The organism is Microbacterium sp. LTA6 (genome assembly GCF_045690355.1).
Taxonomy (GTDB): domain Bacteria; phylum Actinomycetota; class Actinomycetes; order Actinomycetales; family Microbacteriaceae; genus Microbacterium.
The window spans coordinates 1,567,722-1,592,325 of record NZ_CP147855.1 but is presented as its reverse complement, the minus strand read 5'-3'; the positions used below and the strand labels follow the sequence as shown (position 1 = coordinate 1,592,325).

20 protein-coding genes are annotated in these 24,604 nt (G+C 68.9%); 11 read left to right on the top strand and 9 right to left on the bottom strand.

Annotated features, from left to right (window positions below; all coding sequences use genetic code 11):
* Positions 1–63 precede the first annotated feature (63 nt).
* Positions 64–3,510 carry a bifunctional proline dehydrogenase/L-glutamate gamma-semialdehyde dehydrogenase gene (locus LTA6_RS07570; protein WP_407359093.1) on the bottom strand — a complete coding sequence of 1,149 codons (3,447 nt, stop codon included), beginning with the start codon at positions 3,508–3,510 and terminating at the stop codon, positions 64–66.
* A gap of 132 nt (positions 3,511–3,642) precedes the next feature.
* On the opposite strand from LTA6_RS07570, the gene LTA6_RS07565 reads away from it, so the two are divergent.
* Positions 3,643–4,551: a LysR family transcriptional regulator gene (locus tag LTA6_RS07565; protein WP_407359092.1), complete on the top strand. Its 909-nt coding sequence runs from the start codon at positions 3,643–3,645 to the stop codon at positions 4,549–4,551.
* Positions 4,552–4,868: 317 nt separating this feature from the next.
* On the opposite strand, the gene LTA6_RS07560 is transcribed toward LTA6_RS07565, so the two are convergent.
* Both LTA6_RS07560 and LTA6_RS07555 read right to left on the bottom strand, forming a co-directional pair.
* Positions 4,869–6,578, bottom strand: a complete 1,710-nt coding sequence (locus LTA6_RS07560; RefSeq protein ID WP_407359091.1) for an amidohydrolase — start codon at positions 6,576–6,578, stop codon at positions 4,869–4,871.
* Positions 6,575–8,026 (bottom strand): APC family permease, encoded by a 1,452-nt coding sequence (locus LTA6_RS07555; protein WP_407359090.1) that lies wholly within the window; start codon positions 8,024–8,026, stop codon positions 6,575–6,577. The genes LTA6_RS07560 and LTA6_RS07555 overlap by 4 nt, the downstream gene beginning before the upstream one ends.
* A gap of 97 nt (positions 8,027–8,123) precedes the next feature.
* Between LTA6_RS07555 and LTA6_RS07550 the strand changes: the two genes are divergently transcribed.
* Both LTA6_RS07550 and LTA6_RS07545 read left to right on the top strand, forming a co-directional pair.
* Complete coding sequence (locus LTA6_RS07550) at positions 8,124–8,726, top strand: TetR family transcriptional regulator (protein ID WP_341977076.1); 603 nt, start codon at positions 8,124–8,126, stop codon at positions 8,724–8,726.
* A gap of 102 nt (positions 8,727–8,828) precedes the next feature.
* The gene (locus LTA6_RS07545) at positions 8,829–9,416 is read left to right on the top strand and encodes a nitroreductase family protein (protein WP_407359089.1); all 588 of its coding nucleotides are present in this window, start codon (positions 8,829–8,831) and stop codon (positions 9,414–9,416) included.
* A 70-nt stretch (positions 9,417–9,486) separates the two neighbouring features.
* On the opposite strand, the gene LTA6_RS07540 is transcribed toward LTA6_RS07545, so the two are convergent.
* Positions 9,487–11,688, bottom strand: coding sequence for an ATP-dependent Clp protease ATP-binding subunit (locus tag LTA6_RS07540; protein WP_407359088.1), 2,202 nt, complete (start codon positions 11,686–11,688; stop codon positions 9,487–9,489).
* Positions 11,689–11,724: 36 nt separating this feature from the next.
* Positions 11,725–12,942, bottom strand: a complete 1,218-nt coding sequence (gene coaBC / locus LTA6_RS07535) for a bifunctional phosphopantothenoylcysteine decarboxylase/phosphopantothenate--cysteine ligase CoaBC (RefSeq protein WP_407359087.1) — start codon at positions 12,940–12,942, stop codon at positions 11,725–11,727.
* 122 nt (positions 12,943–13,064) lie between these two features.
* Between coaBC and LTA6_RS07530 the strand changes: the two genes are divergently transcribed.
* Together LTA6_RS07530 and LTA6_RS07525 are read left to right on the top strand one after the other, a co-directional pair.
* Positions 13,065–13,772 carry an NRDE family protein gene (locus tag LTA6_RS07530; protein ID WP_407359086.1) on the top strand — a complete coding sequence of 236 codons (708 nt, stop codon included), beginning with the start codon at positions 13,065–13,067 and terminating at the stop codon, positions 13,770–13,772.
* A 106-nt stretch (positions 13,773–13,878) separates the two neighbouring features.
* Positions 13,879–15,756 (top strand): discoidin domain-containing protein, encoded by a 1,878-nt coding sequence (locus tag LTA6_RS07525; protein ID WP_407359085.1) that lies wholly within the window; start codon positions 13,879–13,881, stop codon positions 15,754–15,756.
* 34 nt (positions 15,757–15,790) lie between these two features.
* Here LTA6_RS07525 and LTA6_RS07520 read toward each other — a convergent pair whose 3' ends face one another.
* The gene (locus LTA6_RS07520; protein ID WP_341977065.1) at positions 15,791–16,765 is read right to left on the bottom strand and encodes a helix-turn-helix domain-containing protein; all 975 of its coding nucleotides are present in this window, start codon (positions 16,763–16,765) and stop codon (positions 15,791–15,793) included.
* 87 nt (positions 16,766–16,852) lie between these two features.
* Here LTA6_RS07520 and LTA6_RS07515 point away from each other — a divergent pair, with 87 nt between their 5' ends.
* On the top strand, positions 16,853–17,014 hold the full coding sequence (locus LTA6_RS07515; protein WP_341977063.1) for a hypothetical protein: 162 nt from the start codon (positions 16,853–16,855) through the stop codon (positions 17,012–17,014).
* On the opposite strand, the gene LTA6_RS07510 is transcribed toward LTA6_RS07515, so the two are convergent.
* Positions 17,005–17,577, bottom strand: a complete 573-nt coding sequence (locus LTA6_RS07510) for a HutD family protein (RefSeq protein WP_407359084.1) — start codon at positions 17,575–17,577, stop codon at positions 17,005–17,007. The two genes, LTA6_RS07515 and LTA6_RS07510, sit on opposite strands and share 10 nt — an antisense overlap.
* 127 nt (positions 17,578–17,704) lie before the next feature.
* Here LTA6_RS07510 and LTA6_RS07505 point away from each other — a divergent pair, with 127 nt between their 5' ends.
* The 5 genes from LTA6_RS07505 to LTA6_RS07485 are packed head-to-tail and all read left to right on the top strand — an operon-like array spanning position 17,705 to position 22,095.
* Positions 17,705–18,373, top strand: coding sequence for an IclR family transcriptional regulator (locus tag LTA6_RS07505; protein WP_407359083.1), 669 nt, complete (start codon positions 17,705–17,707; stop codon positions 18,371–18,373).
* A gap of 9 nt (positions 18,374–18,382) precedes the next feature.
* On the top strand, positions 18,383–19,585 hold the full coding sequence (locus LTA6_RS07500) for an allantoate amidohydrolase (protein ID WP_407359082.1): 1,203 nt from the start codon (positions 18,383–18,385) through the stop codon (positions 19,583–19,585).
* Positions 19,582–20,898 (top strand): formimidoylglutamate deiminase, encoded by a 1,317-nt coding sequence (locus LTA6_RS07495; protein WP_407359081.1) that lies wholly within the window; start codon positions 19,582–19,584, stop codon positions 20,896–20,898. Before LTA6_RS07500 ends, LTA6_RS07495 begins: the two co-directional genes overlap by 4 nt.
* 23 nt (positions 20,899–20,921) lie before the next feature.
* On the top strand, positions 20,922–21,557 hold the full coding sequence (locus tag LTA6_RS07490) for a LysE family translocator (RefSeq protein ID WP_363549511.1): 636 nt from the start codon (positions 20,922–20,924) through the stop codon (positions 21,555–21,557).
* 40 nt (positions 21,558–21,597) lie between these two features.
* Entirely contained in the window at positions 21,598–22,095 is a 498-nt protein-coding gene (locus LTA6_RS07485) for a hypothetical protein (RefSeq protein WP_407359080.1), read from the top strand.
* Here the strand turns inward: LTA6_RS07485 and LTA6_RS07480 are convergent.
* Together LTA6_RS07480 and LTA6_RS07475 are read right to left on the bottom strand one after the other, a co-directional pair.
* Positions 22,080–23,309, bottom strand: coding sequence for a glycosyltransferase family 4 protein (locus LTA6_RS07480; RefSeq protein ID WP_407359079.1), 1,230 nt, complete (start codon positions 23,307–23,309; stop codon positions 22,080–22,082). The two genes, LTA6_RS07485 and LTA6_RS07480, sit on opposite strands and share 16 nt — an antisense overlap.
* A gap of 2 nt (positions 23,310–23,311) precedes the next feature.
* On the bottom strand, positions 23,312–24,544 hold the full coding sequence (locus tag LTA6_RS07475) for a glycosyltransferase (protein ID WP_407359078.1): 1,233 nt from the start codon (positions 24,542–24,544) through the stop codon (positions 23,312–23,314).
* Between the last annotated feature and the right edge of the window lie 60 nt (positions 24,545–24,604).

The following is a 24,604-nucleotide window of genomic DNA, read 5'->3' as shown; positions in this document are numbered from 1 at the left end:
AGACCCCCTGCTGCAGCAGGGGGTCTCGGCGTTAAGCGGGGGTCTCGGCGAACCGCGGTCTGCTCAGATCACGCCATCGGCGAGCGTCGTCGGGTTCCCGAAACGGTGGTTCGTGATGGAGACGGCCTGCTCGTGCAGGAACGGCAGCAGCTCGACCCGGCCGGCGCCGGTGACGGCGTGCGACCAGACGGCCACGTCCGGCGAACCGCCGAGGGCGGTGTGCAGGGCGCCGGCGTCGCCGCCGACCAGACGCACCCGCTGCCAGCTGCGCTCGCCCTTCGCGTACCGCTTGACCCAGGCGGCATCCGACTCGTGCTTCACGGTGACGCCCTCTGCACGCAGCGCCTTCTCGACCCGACCGGGCAGTGCCGGTGCCGACACCGTGAAGGAGCTGCCGCTGCGCAAAGCGGCGGCGAGCACGCGCACCGTCTCGACGAGCGGTGCGTGCTCAGCGATGCGCACATCGACGTCGACCGGGCGATAGCGGAACACATTGCGCTCGACACCGAGCTGCGACTTATCGGTCACGGCGCCGAACTCGTCGACCCATGCACGCTCATCGGATGCCGTTGCCCGCTGCAGCCACTCGTTCTCGACCGCATCCAGATCGCCGGAGGCCGCCTGCACCAACGACTGCACGGCCGGAACGACCGCCGCACCCGCGGCCGCGGCCGGCAGCTCGGCCGGCACCCAGTCACCGAGTCCGAACAGGTAGTTCGGGCCGCCGGCCTTCGCTCCCGCACCGACGGCGGAGCGCTTCCAGCCGCCGAACGGCTGGCGCTGCACGATGGCGCCGGTGATCCCGCGGTTCACGTAAAGGTTTCCGGCCTCGACGCGGTCGAGCCAGGTGGAGACCTCTTCGGAGTCGAGGGAGTGGATGCCGGCGGTCAGGCCGTAGTCGACCGCGTTCTGCAGGCGGATGGCCTCGTCGAGGTTCTTCGCGCGCATGATGCCCAGCACCGGACCGAAGAACTCGGTGAGGTGCGTGGTCGAGCCCGCGACGACGCCGGTCTTCACACCCGGCGTCCACTGCTTGCCGTCGGCGTCGAGCTTCTCGGGCTTCACCAGCCAGCGCTCGCCCTTGTCGAGCGTGGTGAGCGCCTTCAGCAGCTTGCCGGATGCGGGCTCGATGATCGGCCCCATCTGCGTCGTCGGGTCGGACGGCACACCGACACTCAGCGACGTCACCGCGTCGACGAGCTGGCGCTCGAAGCGCTGCGAGTCGCCGACGGAGCCGACGAGGATCGCCAGGGAAGCCGCCGAGCACTTCTGCCCGGCGTGCCCGAAGGCGCTGCGCGCGACATCGGCGGCGGCGAGATCGAGGTCTGCCGAAGGCGTGACGATGATCGCGTTCTTGCCGCTGGTCTCGGCGAGCAGCGGCAGGTCGTGCCGGAACGAGCGGAACAGCTGCGCGGTCTCGTAGGCGCCGGTGAGGATGACCCGGTCGACGACCGGGTTCGAGACCAGGCTGGTACCGAGGTCGCGCGAGGCGAGGTCGACCAGCGCGAGCAGGTCGCGCGGCACACCGGCAGCCCACAGCGCCTCGACCATCACGGCACCGCAGCGCTGGGTGAGCTTGGCCGGCTTGATGATGACTGCCGAACCCGAGGCGAGACCGGCGAGCACGCCACCGGCGGGGATCGCCACCGGGAAGTTCCACGGCGGGGTGACCACGGTCACCTTCGACGGCACGAACTCGGCGCCGGCGATGTTCTCCAGGTCGAGAGCGCGCTCGGCGTAGTAGTGCGCGAAGTCGATGGCCTCGCTGACCTCTGGATCACCCTCGGCGATCGTCTTGCCGGCCTCGTTGGCCATGATCTCGAGCAGCTGGCCACGGCGGGCCTCGAGCTCGTCGCCTGCACGGTGCAGCACCGCGGCGCGATCCCGTGCCGGCAGGGCCGCCCACTTCGCGGCTGCGGCCTCGGCGGCGGCGAACACCTCGTCGAGCTGCGCGCCGGTCTCGACGCGCGCATCGGCGATGGCATCCTGCCCGAGTGTCGTGGCCACCGAGCGGCGGAGGATGTCGCGACCCCACGCGCGGTTCGCGGCGATGGCGGGGTCGGTGTCCGGCTGGTTCTCGAAGCCCTCGGTGGTGGATGTCTGCGCGACCGCCTCGGCGGCACGGTCCTGGATGCGGTTCGACTGCGGCACCGAGCGGTCGACCTCGAGCGCCGCCAGGGAACGCTCGAAGCGCTCGCGCTCCCGACGCAGCAGCGTGCTGTCGGTCGCCAGCTCGAACACCGCCGACATGAAGTTCTCCTGGCTGGCGTTCTCCTCGAGGCGTCGCACCAGGTAGGCGATCGCGACGTCGAACTCGGCCGGGTTCACGACGGGCGTGTACAGCAGCAGGCGCCCGACGTCCTTGCGCACCGCCTCGGCCTGGCCGGTCGCCATGCCGAGGAGCATCTCGTACTCGACCCCGTCGGTCACGCCGCGCGCCTGCGCGAGCAGCCAGGTGTAAGCGATGTCGAAGAGGTTGTGGCCGGCGACGCCGATGCGGACAGCATCCAGGCGCTCCGGTGTCATCGCCCAGTCGAGCACGCGCTTGTAGTTCGTGTCGGAGTCCTGCTTGGTCGAGTACGTGGCGAGAGGCCAGCCGTGGATCGCGGCGTCGACCTCTTCCATCGCGAGGTTCGCGCCCTTGACGACGCGGACCTTGATCGGCGCCCCGCCCTTCGTGCGGCGCGCGGTCGCCCACTCCTGCAGGTGCTGCATCGCGGCGAGCGCGTCCGGCAGGTAGGTCTGCAGCACGATCCCGGCCTCGAGGTCCTGGAACTGCGGCTGGTCGAGGATGGTCGTGAAGGCAGCGATCGTCAGATCGAGGTCGCGGTACTCCTCCATGTCGAGGTTGATGAACTTCGCCTTGCCCGCGGCCTCTGCCTTAGCGGCGAGCTCGTAGAGCGGGGTGAGCTTCGTGACGACGTCGGCGACGGCCTCGTCGAAGGACCACATCGAGAGCTGGCTGACGACGCTGGAGACCTTGATCGACACGTAGTCGACGTCGTCGCGCGCCAGGAAGTCGTAGGTGCCCTTCAGACGGTGACCAGCTTCGCGCTCACCGAGCACAGCCTCGCCGAGCAGGTTGAGGTTGAGGCGGTTGCCGCTCTTGCGCAGCTTCGCGATCGCCGGACCCAGCTTGGAGGGCGTTGCATCCAGCACGAGGTGGCCGACCATCGCGCGCAGGACGCGCCGGGAGATCGGCACGACGATTCCGGGAAGCTTCGGAGCCATGACACCGCCGACGCGGATCGCGGACTGCAGGTACCAGGGCAGCAGCTTCGGGGTGATCGTGGCGAGTTCGGCGAGCTTGCGGCCCGCGACCGAGAGATCTTCGGGGCGCATCACGCCGTCGACGAATCCAACGGTGAATGCGAGGCCGTTCGGGTCCTTGAGGACCTCGGAAAGACGCTGCGCTGCGGGCTCGACGGGGTGCGTCTCGCTCTCGGTGAGCCAGCGCTGAACGAGGGCAGCGACGTCCTCGGTACGGGGGGTGGTGTCGACGACGGTCATTGGCGGGAACCTTCCAGGGATCGCACACCCGGGTCGTGTGCGGCTGGATCATTCTCATCCCGCTCGGTAGGCTCCGTCTATCAACCGATTTGCATGAATTCTGTTCATGTTTGCTGAACAATGGGGACGCGGATGCTGGACGTCAATCGACTGCGGATGCTGGTGGAGCTCAGCCGCCGCGGAACCCTGTCCGCCGTGGCCGACGCCCTGTCGTACAGCAAGGCCTCGGTGTCGCAGCAGCTGAGTGCTCTGGAGCGCGAGGTCGGGGTGCCGCTGCTGCGCCGGGTCGGCCGCGGGGTGCAGTTCACTCCGCAGGGCAACGTGCTCGTCGCGGAAGCGATCGGCATCCTGGATCAGCTCGAGCACGCGCGGATCGCCGTCGCTGAATCGCTGACCGAGGTCACCGGCACGGTGCGCGTCGCGGTCTTCCAATCCGCAGCGCACTCGCTGCTGCCGAGCTCCCTGAAGTCGCTGAAGGAACAGCATCCCGCCCTGCGCGTCGAGGTGACCGAGTGCGACCCGGAGACCGGCCTCGTCGGCGTCTCCAGCCGCGACTTCGACCTCATCCTCGCCGAGCAGTACCCGGGCCGAACCCGGCCGATCCACGCCGACCTCGACCGGGTGGTCCTCGCCCACGACGCGATCGCTCTCGCCCGTCGAGCCGGCAGCGCCGGGGACGCGGATGCGGTGGCCGCCCTGTGGTCGACCCGTGACGAGCCCTGGGTGCTGGAGCCGGCCGGCACGGCATCCCGCGCCTGGGCCGAGCAGCTCTGCCGCACGGCCGGATTCGAGCCCGACGTCCGTTACGAGATCGCCGACCTCACCGCTCACGTCCGACTGATCCACGCCGGTCTCGCGGTCGGACTGCTGCCGGAACTCGTCTGGGGCGGCGACAGCCCGTCGGTCGATCTCGACGCCCTGCCGGAGACGCCGCGGCGCGAGATCTTCTCCTCCGCGCGACGCGTCTCCGCCGCCGCCCCCTCGATCCGTGCCGTGCGGCGGGCTCTGGAGGATGCGGCCGCCCGCATCCTCCCCGACTGATGACCCACCCCTCGTACCCCGCGCGCGAGGGGTCGAACATGGTCGCAATCTCCTGAGGGATGCGGCCATCTGCGACCCCGCCGCCTCACGAGGGGTCGAACATGGTCGTCATTTCCTGAGGGAAGCGGCCATCTGCGACCCCCGCCCAGGGCGTCAACCAGCCGCCCGCAGGAGGGGTCGAACATGGTCGCAATTTCCTGAAGGTAGCGGCCATCTGCGACCCCTCCGCCTCACGAGGGGTCGAACATGGTCGCCATTTCCTGAGGGAAGCGGCCATCTGCGACCCCTCCACTCGCCACACCCTCCAGACCCCTCACTCAGTGCACGTGCACGTGCTCCGCGCCGTGGCCTGCGGCGACCGGGTCGTCCGCACGATCCGCAGTCGGCTCGACGAGGGCGCCGGCCGAGTGCGCGAAGCGCCCACCCACAACGGTGATCTCGGCATGCTCATCGAGCAATCCCGATGGCTCCGACTCGTGCCGGTAGAGATCGCCCGACCAGACGACGAGGTCGGCGAGCATCCCTCGGCGCACCCGGCCGCGATCCCCCTCCGCGTGCCAGGCACGTGCGCCGTGCACGGTGTACGCCTCCAGCGAGCGATCGATACCGACCCGCTCCGCGGACGTCCAGGCATCCGTGCCGTCCAGACCCGCTCGCGTCGCCGCGGAGTACAGGCCGATGAGCGGATCCATCTCCCCCACCTGCCAGTCGCTCGAGAACGCGACCGTCGCGCCGCTGTCGAGCAGACTCCGGAACCGCCAGGCTCGATCCCAGCGCTCCTCTCCGACGTTCTCCATCCAGGTTCCCGCGACGAGGTCGGGCGAGCAGTGCCGCGGCTGCATCGCCGCGGTGACCCCGAGCTGCCGGAAACGCGGCAGATCCTCCGGATGCAGGCACTCGACGTGCACGATGCCGTGACGCCGATCCTGCGTACCGTTGCGGCGGCCGGCCTCCTCGATCGCGTCGAGGGCGAGCCGGATGCCCGCATCTCCCGTGGCGTGGGTGTGCGTCTGGAAGCCGAGCCGGTCGAGTTCGCTGATCACCTCGACGAGCTCACGTCCCGGATAGCTCGGGCGCCCGCGGACACCAGGCCGGTTGGCGTAGTCGTCGAGCATCAGCGCGGTGTGCGGTTCGATGACATCGTCGGCGTAGAGCTTGAGCGGCCCGAGCCGCAACAGGCCATCGGCATCGGCATGGGCGCTCGCATCGCTCACCGCCTGCCGCAATGCCTGACGGAAGGCGCCGTCGGCGCCGACCGGATGGAACAGCGCCGTGATGACCCGCGATGACAGCTCTCCTGCGGCGAGCGCACGCTGGAACAGCCCGATCTCGGCGAGCGGCACCTGCGGCTCGACCGCGGTGGTGATGCCGCTGGCGGTGGCCATGCGGATGCTGGAGAGAAGCTTGCGGTAGCGCCGCTCCGGCGAATACATCGGGATGTCCCGTTGCAGTTCGGCGAGACCGGCGGTCGTCATCGCGCTGGTGTAGAAGTCGGTGACCCAGCCGGTCGCCTCGCCGGAGCGCTCATCGCGTTCCGGACGCCCCCAGGCGACGTCGGCCCCGGTGGCGATGCCGAGCACGCTCAGCGCCGCCCGGTTCAGCCACACCGAGTGCTGGTCGTAGGTGGTGACGAACACCGGCCGGTCGGTGAGCCCGTCGAGGTCGGATGCTCGGGGGCGGCGCCCCTCGACGACGGAGTAGACCGCGTTCTCCGCGCAGATCCACGACAGCTCTGGGCGCCGGTCGGCGAACTCGGCAATGCGACGGCGCACTTCCGCGAGCGTGGTCGCACCTTCCAGAGACACCGCGTCCTCGTCGAAACCGAGCAGCAGGTGATTGTGGCTGTCGATGACGCCCGGTGTGAGCAGCCGTCCTTCGGCGTTGATCGTGCGGCGCGCGGCCGGAGCATCCTCGGCGGATCCGACGAAGGCGATCCGGTCACCGTCGATGCCGACGACCTCCGCCCACGGCTGCTCCGGATCGAAGGTGCGCACGCGGGCACCGGTGATGAGCGTGTCGACGGTCATGCCACGACCTCGTCCGTCTCGGCATCCGCCTCGAGCAGATGGATCGCGCCCGGGTGCGTCCGCAGGTACAGCGCGTAGTACAGGAATCCAGCCGCCACGATGGTTCCGGCGATTCCGAGACTGAGCCATTGCGCCGGGTCGAGGATGCCGATGACGAAGATCGTCGCGATGGCGAGCAGCGCGACCACCGGCGGCACCGGCCAGACGGGCATCCGGTAGCTGCCGGGGGCGGCGCCGGACTGCTTGCGGACCACCAGAGCGGCGAGCGCGATGAACCCGTAGGAGAACGCGAGCGTGGAGCCGGTCGCGTTCAACAGGACGTCGAAGGGGACGAAGCAGGCGATGAGTGCGATCACGCCCATCGTGATGGTGGCGGCGACGGGCATCTTCGTTCTGGGTGAGATGCGCGCGAGAGGACGAGCGAGCGCGGCGGGCAGCGCCTGATCGCGCGCTGCGGCGAACAGCAGGCGTCCCGCCTGCAGCGCGATCGCGATGATCGCGTTGATGATCGCGAGCGCGATGGCGATCAGGATGATCGTCGACACCGTGTCACCGGCATGCGCCGAGAGGAAGGACTCCACCGGAAGGTCGGCACCGAAGAGCTCTTCCAGGGATTCGGCACCGAGCAGGATCGCGGTCAGCGGGACGATCTCGGCGATCACGGTGATCAGGGCGCTCCACAGCAGGGCCTTGGCGATCGTGCGGCGGGCGTCCTTCGTCTCCTCGGCGAAGTAGATCGCCCCGCCGTAGCCGTTGTAGGCGAAGATGCCCTGCGTGACGGCGAGCACGAGGCCGGCGATGCCGAGCGGCGCAAGGCCGCCGGCGGCATCCAGCGCCTGCGGGTCGAAGAGATCCGTGATCGGGCGCTCGATCTGGATGATGCCGAGGAACGCGAGGTAGACGAGGGCCGCCATCTCGATGAAGAGGAACGCACCGGTGACCCAGGCGTTGGTGCGGATGTTGAAGCACGCCGTGATGGTCGCCATGATTATCACGATCACGGCGGTCCACAGGGGGTCGAGTCCGGCGATCGCGACACCGAGGTAGTCGGCGACGCCGAGGGCGAAGATCGCGATGATCAGCGGAAGCGAGATCAGGCTGATGAAGAACACGGCAGCGCCGGGGGCGGGGCCGAGAACGCGGCTCACCAGGGTGTAGTCGCCGCCGGCGAGCGGATGCCGCGAGCCGAGTTCCGCGTAGCAGAGGGCGATGAGCAGGCTGATGACACCGGCGAGGATGAATCCCCAGAAGACGCCAGTGCCGTAACCGGCGAATGCCGCACCGCCGAGGATGAACACGCTCGACGCGGGCGAGATGCCGGAGAGGGTGATGAGCACGTTGCCGCCGACGCCGAGCGAGCGGGAGAGCTGTCCTCCGTGCGTCGTCGTCGCCGCGGTGTCGAGGGCCGGCGGAGCGGCGCTCGCCGCAGGGTTCGGGTGGGACATCATCGGGCTCTCTTCGTCGTGGATCCGAGTCGGGTAATTCTTTGACTCCAATGTCAAAGAATTACCCGAGTGTGACACTCTCCTCGGGTAGTGTCAAGGAATGGCGCGACCACGACGACAGGAAGAACGCCGCGCAGCCCTCATCGACGCGACCTACGCCGCGGGCCGAGAGCACGGGCTCCGGTCGCTGTCACTGACGGATGTCGCTGCGGCCGCCGGACTCACGCGCGGCGCGATCCTGTACTACTACGAGGACCTCGACGCCCTCCTCGTCGAGGCGCATGCCGCCGGTATCCAGAGATTCTGCGATGAGCGAGACGCGGTGCTGGCGGAGATCGAAGACCCTCGGGAGCAGTTCGGCGCCGCCATCGACGCCGGCCTGCCGGACGGGCCGGATGACGCCCTGATGAGCCTGCTCTACGAGTTCGATGTGCTCGCCGGCAACTCGGCCCTGCACGACGAGCTGGTGCAGAAGCTGTACCTGCGACAGCTCGAGACCTACCGCGGCGTGATCGCCCACGGACGCTCGACGGGCGTCTTCGCCCCGCGACTCGACGACGAGCAGCTCGCGATGACTTTCGTCGCCCTCGAAGACGCCTATGGCCTGCACATCGTCGGCGGCAACGCGCTGATGACGGTACCGAAGGCGGCAGCAGCGATGCGCGCGGTCGCCGAGCAGCTGGGGTGCCCGACGCACGCCTGATCGGCCGATCCGAATTCGCGGGAATATGCATGCGAATGAATCGGTTGGCCCTGAGGTACCCGGACGATGGAGTCCGATCGACTCCATCCGAAAGGCACTTCTGTGAGCACTCCCATCATCGACCGCACCGCCCCGACCGAGCACGACGTCCTCGACGTCCTCGCCGGGCGCTGGAGCCCGCGCGCCTTCGACGCCGACTCGGCGATCGACGAAACCAAGCTCTCCGCAGCCCTCGAGGCAGCCCGCTGGAGCCCCTCCGCCTACAACCTGCAGCCGTGGCGCTTCATCATCGCCCGCCGTGGCACCGCGCTGCACGCGCAGGTTGTCGACTCTCTCGTCGAGTTCAATCAGCTGTGGGCTCCTCACGCCGCTGTGCTCATCGTCGCCGTCGCCGAGACCGAAGCCGAAGACGGCACGGCGATCAGCCACGCGGTCTACGACCTCGGCCAGGCTGTCGCTCACCTTTCGGTGCAGGCCCACCACGACGGCCTGCTCGTGCACCAGATGAGCGGCTTCGACCCCGAGGTCGTCCGCGAGTTCGCCGACCTCCCCCCGCGCTTCGCCGCCACCACGGTCATCGCCATCGGTGAACTCGGCGATGCCGAGGCTCTTCCCGAGGGCATCCAGCAGGGCGAGACCGCCCCGCGCGTGCGCCGCGCGATCGACGAGACCGTCATCCTCAGCGCCTGACGCCACCGCCGGGTCCTCCCGGCAGCACGACTTCGGATGCCGCGGCAGAAATGCCGCGGCATCCGTCGTTTCAGTCGTCGAGCAGCTCGGCCTCGATCACGTCGTCGTCCCCCGCGTCTTCCACCGGCGCGGGGGCCGCCGTGAGCACGAGGCCCGAACCGTCCGCCGCGATGTCCACCCGCACCGTATCGCCGTCGTGCACACTGCCGGACAGCAGCGCCGTCGCGAGCTTGTTCTGCACTTCGGACTGGATGAGGCGACGCAGCGGACGCGCACCGAACATCGGGTCGTAGCCGCGCTCGGCGAGCCACGTCCGCGCATCGGGGGTGACCGCCAGCGCGAGGCGGCGGTCGTGCAACCGCTTCTGCAGCTGGTCGACGGAGAGCTCGACGATCTGGGCGAGGTCATCCTCCGACAGCGCCTGGAACATGACGATGTCATCCAGCCGGTTCAGGAACTCGGGGCGGAACGACTGCCGCACGAGCGTCATGACGGCGTCGCGCTTCACCTCCAGCGACAGCGCCGGGTCGATGAGGATGGGAGACCCGATGTTGCTGGTGAGGATCAGGATGACGTTCGAGAAGTCGACCGTGCGCCCCTGACCGTCGGTCAGGCGCCCGTCGTCGAGCACCTGCAGCAGGACGTCGAAGACCTCCGGATGCGCCTTCTCGACCTCGTCGAGCAGGATCACGCTGTACGGGCGACGCCGCACGGCCTCGGTGAGCTGACCGCCCTGCTCGTAGCCGACGTACCCGGGAGGAGCCCCGACCAGGCGGGAGACCGAGTGCTTCTCGCCGTACTCCGACATGTCGATGCGCACCATGGCGTGCTCGTCATCGAACAGGAACTCGGCCAGAGCCTTGGCGAGCTCGGTCTTTCCGACACCGGTGGGGCCGAGGAACAAGAACGAGCCGGTCGGACGACCGGGGTCGCTGATGCCGGCGCGCGAGCGTCGCACCGCATCGGCCACCGCCTTCACGGCCTCTTTCTGCCCGATGAGGCGCTTGCCGAGCTCGGACTCCAGGTGCAGCAGCTTCTCGCTCTCGCCCTGCAGCAGCCGGCCCACCGGGATGCCGGTCCACGCCGCGATCACCGCGGCGATGTCTTCGTCGGTGACCTGCTCGTTGACCATCCGGCCCTCGGTCGACGTCGCAGCCTCCGCCTGCTCCGCCTCGGCGATGTCGCGCTCGAGGCGCTTGATCGTCTCGTACTCGAGCTTCGACGCGCGCGTGTAGTCGGCCTCGCGCATCGCGAGGTCGCGCTGCGTGATCGCATCGTCGAGCTGCTTCTTCAGGTCGCCGACCCGGTTGAGGCCCTGACGCTCGCGCGCCCAGCGCTCCTCCAGCGCGGCCAGTTCCTTCTCCATCGTGGAGAGCTGCTCACGCAGAGTGCTCAGCCGCTCCTTCGACGCGGCATCCTTCTCCCTCTTCAGCGCGAGCTCTTCCAGGCGCATCCGATCGACCTGCCGCTTGAGCTGGTCGATCTCGACGGGCGAGGAGTCGATCTCCATCTTCAACCGCGACATGGACTCGTCGATCAGGTCGATGGCCTTGTCGGGCAGTTGGCGACTGGGCAGATACCGGTTCGACAACGCCGCGGAGGCGACGAGCGCACTGTCCGAGATGGTCACGCCGTGGTGCGCCTCGTAACGGCCCTTGAGCCCGCGCAGGATCGCGATCGTGTCTTCGACGCTGGGCTCGCCGACGTACACCTGCTGGAAGCGGCGCTCGAGCGCGGCATCCTTCTCGATGAACTCCCGGTACTCGTTGAGGGTCGTGGCGCCGATCATGCGCAGCTCACCGCGGGCGAGCATCGGCTTGAGCATGTTGGATGCCGCGACCGACCCCTCGCCGCCGCCCGCACCCATCAGCACGTGCAGCTCATCGATGAAGGTGATGACCTTGCCCTCGGACTCGGTGATCTCTTTGAGCACGCTCTTCAGGCGCTCTTCGAACTGGCCGCGGTACATGGCCCCGGCGACGAGGGCGGAGATGTCGAGCGAGACGAGTTCTTTGTCCTTGAGCGATTCGGCGACGTCGCCGGCGACGATGCGCTGGGCGAGCCCCTCGACGACGGCGGTCTTGCCGACGCCCGGCTCACCGATGAGAACGGGGTTGTTCTTGGTTCGCCGTGTGAGCACCTGGCTCACCCGACGGATCTCGCTGTCTCGTCCGATGACCGGGTCGAGCTTGCCCTGACGGGCGCGGTCGGTGAGATTGACTCCGAACTGCTCGAGCGCGGACCGCTGATCTTCCTGTGCGGGGTTTGCCATTTCTTCCTCCTGCGGAGTCTCCTTAAAAGTTGAGTCTTATTGACTCAACTTTACCACGGCGTCCCAGATCGCTCGGGCGACCTCTCTCTTCGACCCGGCAGCGGAACCGACGACCGCACCGCCTGACCCGAGAATGCGTACGGCGTTCTCCGCTGCCTCGAACCCGCGGTCCCAGCCGACCTCGTTCACCACCAGGAGATCGACCCCTTTGCGCTGTTGCTTGCGACGCGCGCGCTCCATCAGCTCGGCGTCGTCGACCCCGCCGCCTGCCACTGGGGTCTCCGCCGCGAACCCGACGATCACCTGCCCTGCTCGACGGTCACGCACGAGCCCGGCCACGATGTCCTCGTTCTCGACGAGTTCGATCGAGGTCAGAGGCCCCGATTCCTTGGTGAGCTTGTGCGCGGCGACCTCGGCGGGACGATAGTCCGCGACCGCCGCCGCCATCACAACGGCATCCGCCTCCGCAGCCGCTTCGCGCATGGCGGCACCGAGTTCGGCCGCCGCACCGACACCCACGACCCGGATGCGGGGATGCTGCGCGGCCGCGAGCACATCGTGGGAGATGTTCGCCGCGACCAGCACCACCTCGGCACCGCGCTCGGCGGCTTCCACCGCGAGGGCGACCCCCTGCCGGCCGCTGGAACGGTTCCCGAGATAGCGCACCGGATCGATCGGCTCCCTGGTACCGCCCGCAGAGACGGCGATGCGGCGACCGTCGAGATCACCCGGCGTGATCGCGGCGAGCGCCGCCGCGAAGATCTCCTCAGGCTCCGACATCCGCCCTGGTCCGCTGTCGCCACCGGCCAGCTCGCCGTCGGCAGGTCCGACGATGCGCACACCGCGCTCACGCAGGGTCGCGATGTTCGACTGCGTCGCCGGATGCTGCCACATCTCGGCATGCATCGCCGGGGCGATCACGACGGGCGCGACGGTCGCCAGCAGCGTGGTGCCCAGCAGGTCGTCGGCGAGCCCGGCCGTCATCTTCGCGATCGTATTCGCGGTCGCCGGCGCGACGATCACCAGCTCGGCCGCCTGACCGAGGGCCACGTGCCGCACCTTGGCGACGTCCTCGTGCACGCTCGTCGTCACCGGATGCCGACTGATCGCCTCCCAGGTGGGGAGGCCGACGAAGCGCAGCGCATCCTCCGTGGGGATCACCGTCACCTCGTGCCCGGCTTTGGTGAGGAGGCGCACCAGGTGCACCGTCTTGTAGGCGGCGATACCACCGGTGACTCCGACGACGATGTTCACGGTTCGATTCTGCCTGACTGCAGGGCGACCGGGGCCTTCAGAGAGCGCAAACGGCTCGATATCCGGCGAGTATTGGTGCGTTTGCGCTCTGTGAAGCGATGGCTCGCTCCTAGACTGACGATGTGTGCACGGTCATCATTGACATCGCAGATGCCGGTACGGCCCACCTCCTCGCCGTACGCGATGAGGACCCGCAGCGGGAGTGGGATTCGCTCGGCGCCTGGTGGCCCGAGCGGTACCCGGGAGTCATCGGCATCCGGGATCGCCGCGCCGGCGGCGCCTGGCTCGCCGCGAACCCCGCGGAACGCCGACTGGCTGTGCTGCTCAATCGCGCCGACGTCCTCGGTCTTCCGGAAGACCAGGTGCTCTCCCGCGGATCGCTCGCGCTCGAGTCCGTGGTCGGACGGTCACCGGCCGCGCCCCTGCCGATGCACGGCTTCAACCTGCTCGAGGTCGGCCCCGATGCCGCCCGCGTCCTCTCCTGGGACGGTGCGGATCTTCGAGCGACCCCGGTTTCCGCCGGCGTGCACATGATCGCGCACGACGATCTCGACGACGATGCGACCCCGCGGATCGCCGCGTGGCTCCCCGAGTTCCAGGCTTTGACCCGGAACGAGGGCGACGCCGACTGGGCCCGGCCGTGGATCGAACTGCTCGCCAGGAGTGCGCAGCTCCCCCCGGAAGATGACAGGGCGATCATCCGCGACAACCGACCGCACGGCTATCCGACGCAGTCACTGCTGTACTGCACGGCATCCGTGACGCCTGACGGAATCGACGTGCGCGACGTCACCCTGCCCTCGCCCGGGCACTGGGCAGCCTCTTCCTGACCCGGAAGAACCGCGGCTCCTCCGCTCTTCACCATTGCGCATACCGTGCGCCTCGATGCATGATCTTTGTAAAGAAGATTTCCTAATAACCTTCACCGGAGGAATCATGCGTCAACGTAGACCACTTCTCGGCCTTCTGGCCGCCGCCATCGCCATCCCACTCACCGGCATCGTGGCCATGTCCGCCCAGGCCGATACGCCCACCCTGATCTCGAAGAATCGTCCGTCATCGTCCTCCACCACCGAAGGAGCAGGCTTCGAGGCATCCCGGGCGTTCGACGGCAACGCGACCACGCGCTGGGCGAGCACCGAGGGCGTCGACAATCAGTGGGTGCAGGTCGACCTCGGCGCGGGCTCCACGGTCGACCGGGTCGTACTGAACTGGGAAGCCGCGTTCGCCTCCGACTACGACGTGCAGATGTCCGCCGACGGCTCCAGCTGGACGACTCTCACGCACGAGGCCGCGAGCGACGGCGGAACCGACGAGCACACCGGCCTGAACGGCACCGGACGCTACCTGCGCGTCTACGGCACCGAGCGCGCCACCAGCTACGGCTACTCGCTCTTCGAGGTCGAGGTGTACGGCACCGCCGGCGTCATCAGCACGCCGACCCCGACGCCAACCCCCACTCCGACGCCGACCCCGAACCCCACCGACACGCTGATCACCACGGGCAAGCCGGTCACGGCCTCCTCGGTCGAGGCCGCAGGCCACGAGGCCGGCAAGGCGGTCGATGCGAACGCGACGACCCGCTGGGCCAGCGTCGAAGGCGCCACACCGCAGTGGATCCGAGTCGACCTCGGCACCGGCGCGAAGGTGAACAAGGTCGTCCTCAAGTGGGAGGCCGCGTACGCCAAGAAGTACACCATCGAGATGTCGAACGACGGCACCACCTGGACGCCGCTCAAGGCCGAGACCGCCGGCAACGGCGCCACCGACGAGCACACCGCCCTCAACGGCACGGGCCGCTACCTCCGCATCAACGCCACCGAGCGCGGCACCGCCTACGGCTACTCGCTCTTCGAGCTCGAGGCCTACGGCACCGCCGGCACCCCCGGCGGCGGCAACCCCACCGAGCCGACGGACGGCCCCTGGCCCGGCAACTCATCGATCTCGACCGTCGACGCCTCCGGCACCTTCGGCAGCGATATGAGCGGGCTCGCGTTCTCCGCCGACGGCACGGTGCTGTGGGCGGTCAACAACGGCAGCGGCACACTCCACCGCCTCACGAAGCAGGGTTCGAACTGGGCGCCCTCCTCCGGATGGTCCGGCGGACGCACGCTGCGCTTCCCCACCGGCTCCGGAACGGTGGATGCCGAGGGCGTCGCCGTCGTCGGCAGCGACGTGTTCGTCGCCTCAGAGCGCAATGGCGCCAGCAGTGGCACCAGCCGCCTGTCGGTCCTGAAGTACGCAACGAGCGGTACCGGAACGATCACGGCCAGCCGCGAGTGGAACCTCACGAGCGACATTCCGTCGGTGGGATCGAACGACGGCCTGGAGTCCATCGCCTGGATTCCGGATGCCGACCTCACCGCCGCCGGATTGGTCGACCAGAGCACCGGCTCGGCGTACAACCCCGCGAACTACGCGAACCACGGCACCGGCCTGTTCTTCGTCGGCGTCGAGGAGACCAGTGACGTGTACGCCTACGCGCTCAACCAGGGCAGCTCGAGCTTCACCCGGATCGCGAAGTTCACGTCGGGCCTGGCGAGCGTGATGGAGCTGGAGTACGACCCGAGCACGAAGACGCTGTGGAGTGTCTGCGATGACACCTGCGACGGCGAACTCGCCGCTCTCAAGGTCACCGCCGGCGCCTTCACGGTGATCGCGCACAACGATCGCCCCTCCGGCATGCCGAACCTCAACAACGAGGGCTTCGCGCTCGCCCCGCAGTGCGTCGGCGGCTCGCGTGTCGTCGTGTGGGCGGATGACGGCGAGACCGACGGTCACGCGCTGCGCGCGGGGTCGATGAACTGCAGCTAGAGAACCGACGACCAGAACGGATGCCGGCGGGCGATCAGGCCGCCGGCATCCGTTCTTCGTCTGCACACGAGAAGCGGGCGCGGTAGGCGGTCGGCGTCACGGCGAGCACACGGGCGAAGTTCTGCCGCAGCACTGCGGCCGAACCGAATCCGCACTCCTCGGCGATCTGATCGAGGCCGAAGTCGGTGCGCTCCAGCATCCGCTGCGCGTGGATGATGCGCTGCCGCGCGAGCCAGGCCGCCGGTGTCGCACCGTACTCCGCCTTGAACCGCCTGGCGAAGGTGCGCGGCGACATCAGCGCCTTGGCGGCGAGCAGGTCGACGGCGAGGTCATCCTTGAGATGCTCGACGGCCCAGTCGGCAACGCTCGCGAGCGAGTCGCTCTCGACGACGGGGATCGGTCGGTCGATGTACTGCGCCTGACCGCCGTCGCGCTGCGGAGGCACCACCATGCGGCGGGCGATCCGGTTCGTCACCTCGGCACCGAGCTCCTGGCGCAGCAGGTGGAGACAGGCGTCGAGTCCGGCTGCGGTGCCGGCGCTGGTGATGATGCGGCCGTCCTGCACGAACAGCACGTCAGGATCGACGTCGATCTGCGGGTACATCGATGCCATGACGTCGGCATACATCCAGTGCGTCGTCGCGCGGCGTCCGTCCAGCACACCGGCGGCCGCGAGGATGAACGAGCCGCTGCACACGGTGAGCACCCAGGCCTCGCGGGCGACCGCGTCGCGAGCGAGATCGAGGAGGAGCGGGTCGATCTTGCCCCAGTAGTCCCGCGGGATCGGGCAGAAGACGACGAGGTCTGCTTCATATGCGAACGAGAGGTCGTGCTCGACATTGATCGAGAAGCCGATCTTCGACTGCACGACGCCCGGCCGCGGCGTGACGATCCGGAAGTCGAAGTTCGGCACGCCGTCATCCGAACGGTCCAGACCGAAAGCCTCGCAGGCGACACCGAACTCGAACGGGGCGAAGCCGTCTTGGACTACGCAGGCAACCGTTTTCATGCGTTCTCCCATGCTTGGCAGTTTTCGAACGATCATAGTCATTTCCGCCACTCGTGGCGGAACGGCTTCGATCGTAGCGTTACTGCCATGATACTCCTCATCGCACTCATCGCCATCGCCGCCTGGGCGACCGTCGCGACCGTCCTCGAAGTCCGCCGCGACGGTTACCGTCCGACAGCCACCGACTGGAGCCGCGTCGCCGGTCGCGACTCACTGCACCAGGCCGAGTCCGGACACGTCTACCGCTGAACGCTCCCGGCCGATGCGCTGAGGCGCACCCGGCAGATCGGGATGCCCTCGGTGAAGACGACGGAAGCCGCGTCGGGAGACGCCGCCCCAGGAAGCAGCACGGTCCCCCGCTCCAGACGCTCGCCCGCGGCGGTCTGACCGTCGCCGAGCAGCACGACGAACTCGTCGGACAGCGCGGGCAGAGCGATCTCCCGCGCGGACCCCTCCATGCAGAATTCGTAACGCACAGCATCGCGCGCCACCATCAGGTTGATCACCGAGGCCTCGGAGGCGAGCGCCCACCCCGAGACCGATGCTTCGCCAGGGAACTCTACGTAATCGCCCGGTCCGAACTCGCTCTCCACGCCGGCCACCCGCAGGACGACACCACCCGAGAGCGCGATGAGCAGCCGGTCGATCCCCGGCAGAGATGAGAACTCCGCCTCGGCGCCGATGTCCGCCAGGCTGAGCCGCCACGCTCCGTCGCCGCCGCTGGCGAGTTCCCTGGTCGTACCGAGCCCGTTTGCCCAACGCGTCGACGCCACCCCACTCGGGTGGATCACTCGCCAGGCCGTCGTGCTCACGCACACACTCTAAGCATGATCTTTGATTTCATCTAGTGGCACGTGTATTTTGTCTAATGGCAATACTTCGAGAACACTGCGGAGACGTCCCCCGTTCTCATCGTCGAAGAAGTCGATCCGGAGACACATGAGCGAACAGTCCACGCGCACCGTCGAACGCGCACTCTCACTGCTCGCGATCGTCTGCGACCGGGGCAGCGCCACCCTCGCAGAGGCATCACGCGCCGTGGACCTCTCCCCCAGTACCGCGCTGCGTCTGCTGCGCACTCTGGAGGCGACCGGATTCGTGCGGCGCGATGACGAGGCGACCTACCGAGCGGGATCACGACTGATGCAGCTCGGCGCGCAGGCGCTCGGCCACGAGTCGCTCATCACCATCTGCCACGACGAGATGGTCGGTCTCGAAGAGGCCACCGGCGAATCCGTGTACCTGAGCGTGGAGGGTCACGCGGCATCCGCCCTCTACATCAGCATCGTCGAGGGGTCGCATTCCGTCCGGCACACGACCTGGGTGGGCCGCACGATTCCGCTCGACGGGTCGGCGGCCGGGCTCGCCCTCCGCGGGCAGACGCCGGAATCGGGATACGTGATCGTCGAGCGGGGCATCGAACGCGACGTGACAGCGATCGCCGCACCGGTGATGGCCTCCGACCGCATCATCGCCGCACTCAGCATCCTGGTGCCCAGCTACCGTGTGACGCCGCAATCGGCAGAGCAGTGCGGACTGCTGCTGGCGTCGGCCGCCCACCGACTCTCGGCCGGGCTCACCAACGGCACCACCCTCGAGAAGCAGTAGGAGAAACTGATGACGAACGATTTCGGCGCACTCCGGCTCCTCGGTGAGATCGAGGACACCGGTCGCGACCCCCACCGCGGCGGCTACTCCCGGCACGTCTTCGATGCTGCCGAGCACGACCTGCGCGACTGGTTCATCGAGCGCGCACAGCGTCTCGGACTGAACGTGATCCCCGATCGAAACGGCAACCTGTGGGCGTGGTGGGGCGAACCCGGCCCCGATGCCTTCGTGACGGGCAGCCACCTCGACTCCGTGCCCGGTGGCGGCGCGCACGACGGCCCCCTCGGCGTGGTGAGCGCTCTCGCCGCCGTCGACCGACTTCAGCAGCGGGGCTTCGTGCCGAACCGACCGTTCGCGGTCACCGTCTTCGCCGAAGAGGAGGGCTCGCGCTTCGGTATCGCGTGCCTCGGCTCGCGGCTGCTCAGCGGCGCGATCTCGGCCGAGCGGGCGGGAGACCTGAAGGACGCCGGCGGCAACCGCTTCGCCGATGTCGCCCGCGCAGCTGGCCTGCCGACCCCAGGACGAGACGCCGAGGCGCTCAGCCGGATCGGCATGTTCGTCGAGCTGCACGTCGAACAGGGCAAGGGGCTCATCGACATGGATGCTCCGGTGGCCGTCGGCTCCTCGATCCTGGAGCACGGCAGATGGCGGATCGACGTGCGCGGCCAGGGCAACCATGCCGGCACCACCGAGATCACCGATCGACGCGACCCGATGCTCGCCGCCGCCGAAGCTGTGCTCGCGGCCCGCAGGGCCGCGTCACGACGCGCGGGATCACGCGCCACGATCGGCCGCATCGAGCCGGTCCCCGGCGGCACGAACGTCATCGCCTCTCGGGTATCAGCCTGGCTGGACGTGCGCGCCGATTCCGAGCGCGACACCCGCGACATCATCGCCGAGGTCGAGCAGGCCGTCATCGACGCGGCCGCGGCCGAGGGCTGCACTGCCAGCGTCGTCGAGGAGTCGTACAGCGGCGAGGTGCGCTTCGATCCCGCGCTGCGCGATCGCATCGCCGCGACGCTCGGGAACGTTCCAGTGCTGCCGACCGGCGCCGGTCACGACGCCGGCGTTCTCGCCGCTCACGTGCCGACCGCGATGCTGTTCGTGCGCAATCCCTCCGGCGTCTCGCACGCACCGGAGGAGGGCGCGGACGACGCGGCCGTGGAGGCAGGAGTCGACGCGCTCGTGCGCACGATCGAGGAGTTGGCGTGAGGGTCTGGGTCGATCGACTGATCCGCGACGGCGTCCTCGAGCGCGGGGTGCTGTTCGAGGCGGATGACGCGGGCACGGTGCTCTCCGAGACGACGACCGAAGCGCCGGCCGAAGCTCTCCGGCTCGATCTCGCCGCCCCGGGCTTCGCGAACGCGCATTCGCACGCGTTCCACCGTGCGTTGCGAGGTCGCACGCACGAGTCCGGTTCGTTCTGGACGTGGCGCGAGCTCATGTACCGGGCCGCCGGACGGCTCGACCCCGGCAACTACCGCGAACTCGCCACCGGCGTCTTCGCCGAGATGGTGGCGTCGGGGTGGACCGCGGTCGGCGAATTCCACTACGTCCACCATCGGCCGGACGGCACCCCCTATGAGAACCATGCGATGGAGCTCGCCCTCGCGGATGCGGCGACGGATGCCGGCATCCGCCTCGTGCTGCTGGACACGTGCTACCTGACCGGCGGGATCGGCACCCCGCTCTCTCCGGAGCAGGCGCGCTTCGGCGATGGGAATGCCGCGTCATGGCTGTGTCGCTGGCACGCGTTGCGCGATGCCCTGGCCGACCGCGCGCCGTTGGTCACCCTGGGAGCAGCCGTGCATTCCGTGCGGGCCGTCCCCCGGGAGGAGCTCGCCCGCATCGCGCGCGAGCTCCCCGCCGACGTGCCATTGCACATCCATCTCTCGGAGCAGCCGGCCGAGAACGAGGCCTGCGTGGCGGCGTACGGTCGCACGCCCACAGAGCTGCTCGCCGCCGAGGGACTCCTGGCGCCGCGCCTCTCCGCGGTTCACGCGACGCACCTCACCGAGAACGACATCCGGCTGCTCGGCGACGCGGGCGTTCACGCCGTCTTCTGTCCCACCACCGAGGCCGACCTCGGCGACGGCATCGGGCCGGCGACCGAACTCACCGTCGCCGGAGCGAAACTCGCGGTCGGCTCGGATCAGAACGCCGTCGTCGACCCCCTCCTGGAGCTGCGCGGCTTGGAGGCCGGCGAGCGCCTGCGGTCGCTCCAGCGCGGTCGCATCGCGCCGGCCACCCTGTGGAGCATCGGGTCGGCGGGTGGCTATTCCTCACTCGGCCTGGCACCCGCAGCGCGCGTGGGCGGACCCCTCGACCTCGTCGAGCTCGACACGATGTCCCTTCGCACGTCAGGCAGTCGAGCGGAGCAGCTTCCCCTCACGGCGACGGCATCGGACGTGCGCCGCGTGATCATCGGCGGGCATCCCATCCCGATCGATGCGCATGCGACCGCCGCGCGCCTCGCACGCTCGATCTCGTCCCTGTTCGGGGAGGATGCCCGAACGCACGGGTGAAACCTCGGGTATATCGTCGATTCATGATCCCGCTCGACAACCTGCTGGCGTTCCTTGTCACCGCTGTCGTGATCATCGTGATCCCCGGCCCGAGCGTGCTGTTCGTCATCGGCCGATCGATCGCCCTCGGCCGCCGAGCGGGCGTGCTCAGCGTGATCGGGAACGCACTCGGCACCGTTCCGGCCGTCCTCGCCGTGGCATTCGGGGTCGGCGCCATCGTGGCGTCCTCCGTTGTCGCGTTCACAGTGATCAAGATCGTCGGAGCGCTCTACCTCGTCTGGCTCGGCATCCAGGCGATCAGGCACCGCAACGACCACTCGACCGGTGCGATCGGAAGTGCTCCGACGTCAGCCGTGAAGCTGCTCCTGCAGGGGTTCATCGTCGGCCTGACGAACCCGAAGACGATCGCGTTCTTCGTCGCCGTCCTTCCGCAGTTCGTCGACGCCGCCGCCGGGCCGGTGTGGATGCAGTTGCTGCTGCTCGGGCTGACCTTCCAAGCGCTCGCACTCGTCTGCGACAGCGTCTGGGCGCTCGCTGCCGGAACCGCGCGCACGTGGTTCGCCCGGTCGCCCCGACGAATCTCTGCGCTGTCCGGGACCGGCGGCGTGATGATGATCGGACTCGGCGGCACCCTCGCGCTGACCGGTGCGAAGAGCTGATGAAGGCCCACCGGCCAGGGCAGCGGACTACGCTCGTCGCATGAGCGACCCTCAGCAGCCCCCCGTTTCCCCGTACGCCTCGGGCGATCACAGGTACCCGCCCGCGACACCGCAGCCCGCCTATCCGCCGGCCCCTCCGCAGCCGGGCTCTCCCCTGGCCGGCCAGCCCCAGCCCGCTCACCCGACCTATCCGACCCACCCGACCTATGGCGCGCAGCCGCCCGCGGCGTCCGGCAATGCGCTCGGCAGGGCCGCGTTCCTCATCGCGCTGATCACCTTCGGCATCGGGCTCCTGGGAACACTGGCGATACCGCTCGTGTACACCGTCGGCATCGGCACCGTCTTCGTCGAGATCATCACGAGCGCCAGCGGCCTGATCTCGGTGATCGGATATGCCGCCGCACTGGTCCTCGGGATCGTGGCCCTGCGTCGTCCCGCTCCGCACATCCTCGCCGGGATCGCCATCGGCATCGCCGGCAGCGGCGTCGTCGGCACCGCGGTCGCGTGGATCGCGACGCTCTTCTACCGGTTCATCTGAGCGGCGAGCACTCGCTCGTAGATCTCGATCATCGCTGCGGTGCGAGACGACTGCAGGAATGCCTCGGCCACGTCCGGCAGGGGCGTGGGCGCAGCGCCTTCGGCGATGTCGGATGCCGCGTGACGCAGCGTCTCGGCGAGCGCTGCCGCACGCTGGGCTTCCCGCTCGGCTCCTGAACTCGACGAGGCATCCGGAACGGCCCAGAGGCCGCCGCCCAGCTCCGCGGCGATGTCGGGGTCGCTGATCACCGAAGGCGTTCCCAGGGTCGCGGCCTCGAACGGCGTCATCCCCTGCGTCTCGAAGCCGATCGACGTCTGCACCAGCGCGTCGGCCGCGGCGATGCGTGCCAACGTCTGCGGGTAGGTGAGCCGACCGGCGAAGCGCACGTTCGGCAGCCCGGCGACGATCTTCTCGGCGGCCGTCCGCTGCGCGCCACCGCCGATGATCTCCAGCTCCGCATCCACCCCAGAGGCCACGAAGGCCTCCAGGAACGGCAGCAGGCGCTTCTCCGGGCTCATCCGTCCCAGCCAGATGAAGCGCGGCCGTCCCGGGACTCGTTCGGCGGGGGCCGCCGCGAGGGTGGCGGCCCGCACGTCGTCATCGATTCCGTTCCAGACGACGTCGACCGATTCGCAGACGCCGTTGCGCTCGAGGCGGTGGGCGAAATGCGTCGAGGGGGCGGTCACCGCGGCGGCACCGACCGCGAGGCCGCGCAGGTACGCCCAGCCGTCGCTGCCGGAGACCGGTGCGCCGATTCCGCGCAAGGCGCGGCGCCGCCAGGCATTCAACGCCGCGAGCACCGGGCGATGCAGCGGCGTCACCGCGGCGATGCCGACATCGACGCGGTTGTGCATCGTGTGCACCACCGGGATGCCGTGCCGGTGGGCGTAGCGATGACCGACGAAGGCGCCCCAGAAGTCGGCCTGGACGTGCACGAGATCGACGGGCGGGCGATGCCTGAGCGCACGATCGAGGAATCGGTCGGTGCGGCGTCCTGGCCAGCTCATCGAGTATTCGCGGTCCAGCGTGATCGGCACCGACGGCAGATCCAGATACGCCGCATCGACGGCACCGGATCGCGGTCCGTGCATCCGCGGCGCGACGACCGACACCGTATGACCGGCACGCTCGAGGAACTCGCGCTGCAGCCGCATCGACACCTGCGCACCGCCGAGCGACTCCAGGTGCTGATCGCCGAAGAAGACGATGTGCATGATTACGCGGGCAGCGGCTCGTCGCGGTACAGCGCCTCGAAGGTGTCGAGGGTGCGGTTGATGTCGTGGATCGCGACACCGTCGAGCGATGCCTGCTGCATCCGCTCGTACTCGGCGGGCTCCGCGGTCATCACGTCGGTCAGGCGAGCGGTCAGCTCTGCGACGTCGCCCGGCTGGAAGAGGTACCCGTTCTCGCCGTCGTGCACGAGGTGCGGGAGGGCGACGGCATCGGCGGCGACGATCGGGAGCGCCGAGGCCATCGCCTCCATCGTGGCGATCGACTGCAGTTCGGCGATCGACGCGATCGCGAACACGGACGCCCTGGACAGCAGCGCCCGCAGTTCGGCGTCATCGATGCGCCCGTGGAAGACGACGCGATCGGCGAGCCCGAGCTGAGCGGCGAGGTGTTCGAGAGCCTTGCGCTGATCGCCGCCGCCGACGATGTCGAAGGTGACCTCGAGGGTCGGGTCGAGCGATGCGATCGCCTTGAGGATGACGTCGATCTGCTTCTCCGCGGTGAGTCGCCCGACGAAGACCACGCGGTTCTTCTCGCGCACGCCGATCACCGGCGTGTACTGATTGCGATCGATGCCGCAGCTGATCGGGATCACGCCTTCGATGCCGATCGTGCGCTCGAGGAAGTCCGCGGCACGGCGGGTCGGCGTGGTGACGGCGCGGGCGCCCCCGAAGGTGCGACGCCCATCGGCCCAGGCGAACTTCACGATATTGCGGTCGATGACGTCGGGGAAGATCGAGTGGTCGAGGAGATTCTCGGCCATCACGTGGTTCGTCGCGATCACCGGGATGCCGCGCTCCTGGGCGATCCTGGCAAGACCGCGGCCGATGATGATGTGCGACTGGATGTGCACGACGTCGGGCTGCACCCGATCGAGCACCTTGCGCGCATAGTGCTTCGCGCGCCACGGCCAGACGAAACGCAGCCAGTCATGAGGAGGCCAACGCACCGACGGCAACCGGTGCAGGGTCATCGGCTCACCTTCGACCACCTCGGTGCGCGGCTGGGCGCGGCGATACGCCTGGTTGGGGGCGGCGACGTGCACCTCGTGGCCGCGCTGGACGAGACCGGCGGCGAGACGCTCGGCGAAGCGGGCGGCACCGTTGATGTCGGGAGCGAAGGTGTCACAGCCGAGCACGATCTTCAGAGGGCGTCCGGGGGTGGGGGCACTCGACGGGGCGATCGAGTCGATCGGATCGTCGGAGGAGGTCACAGACATGCTGCCTTACGGTACGGCGGCCAAGGGAAGCCCTGGTCGGGGCGCTGGCCACTCTACCCG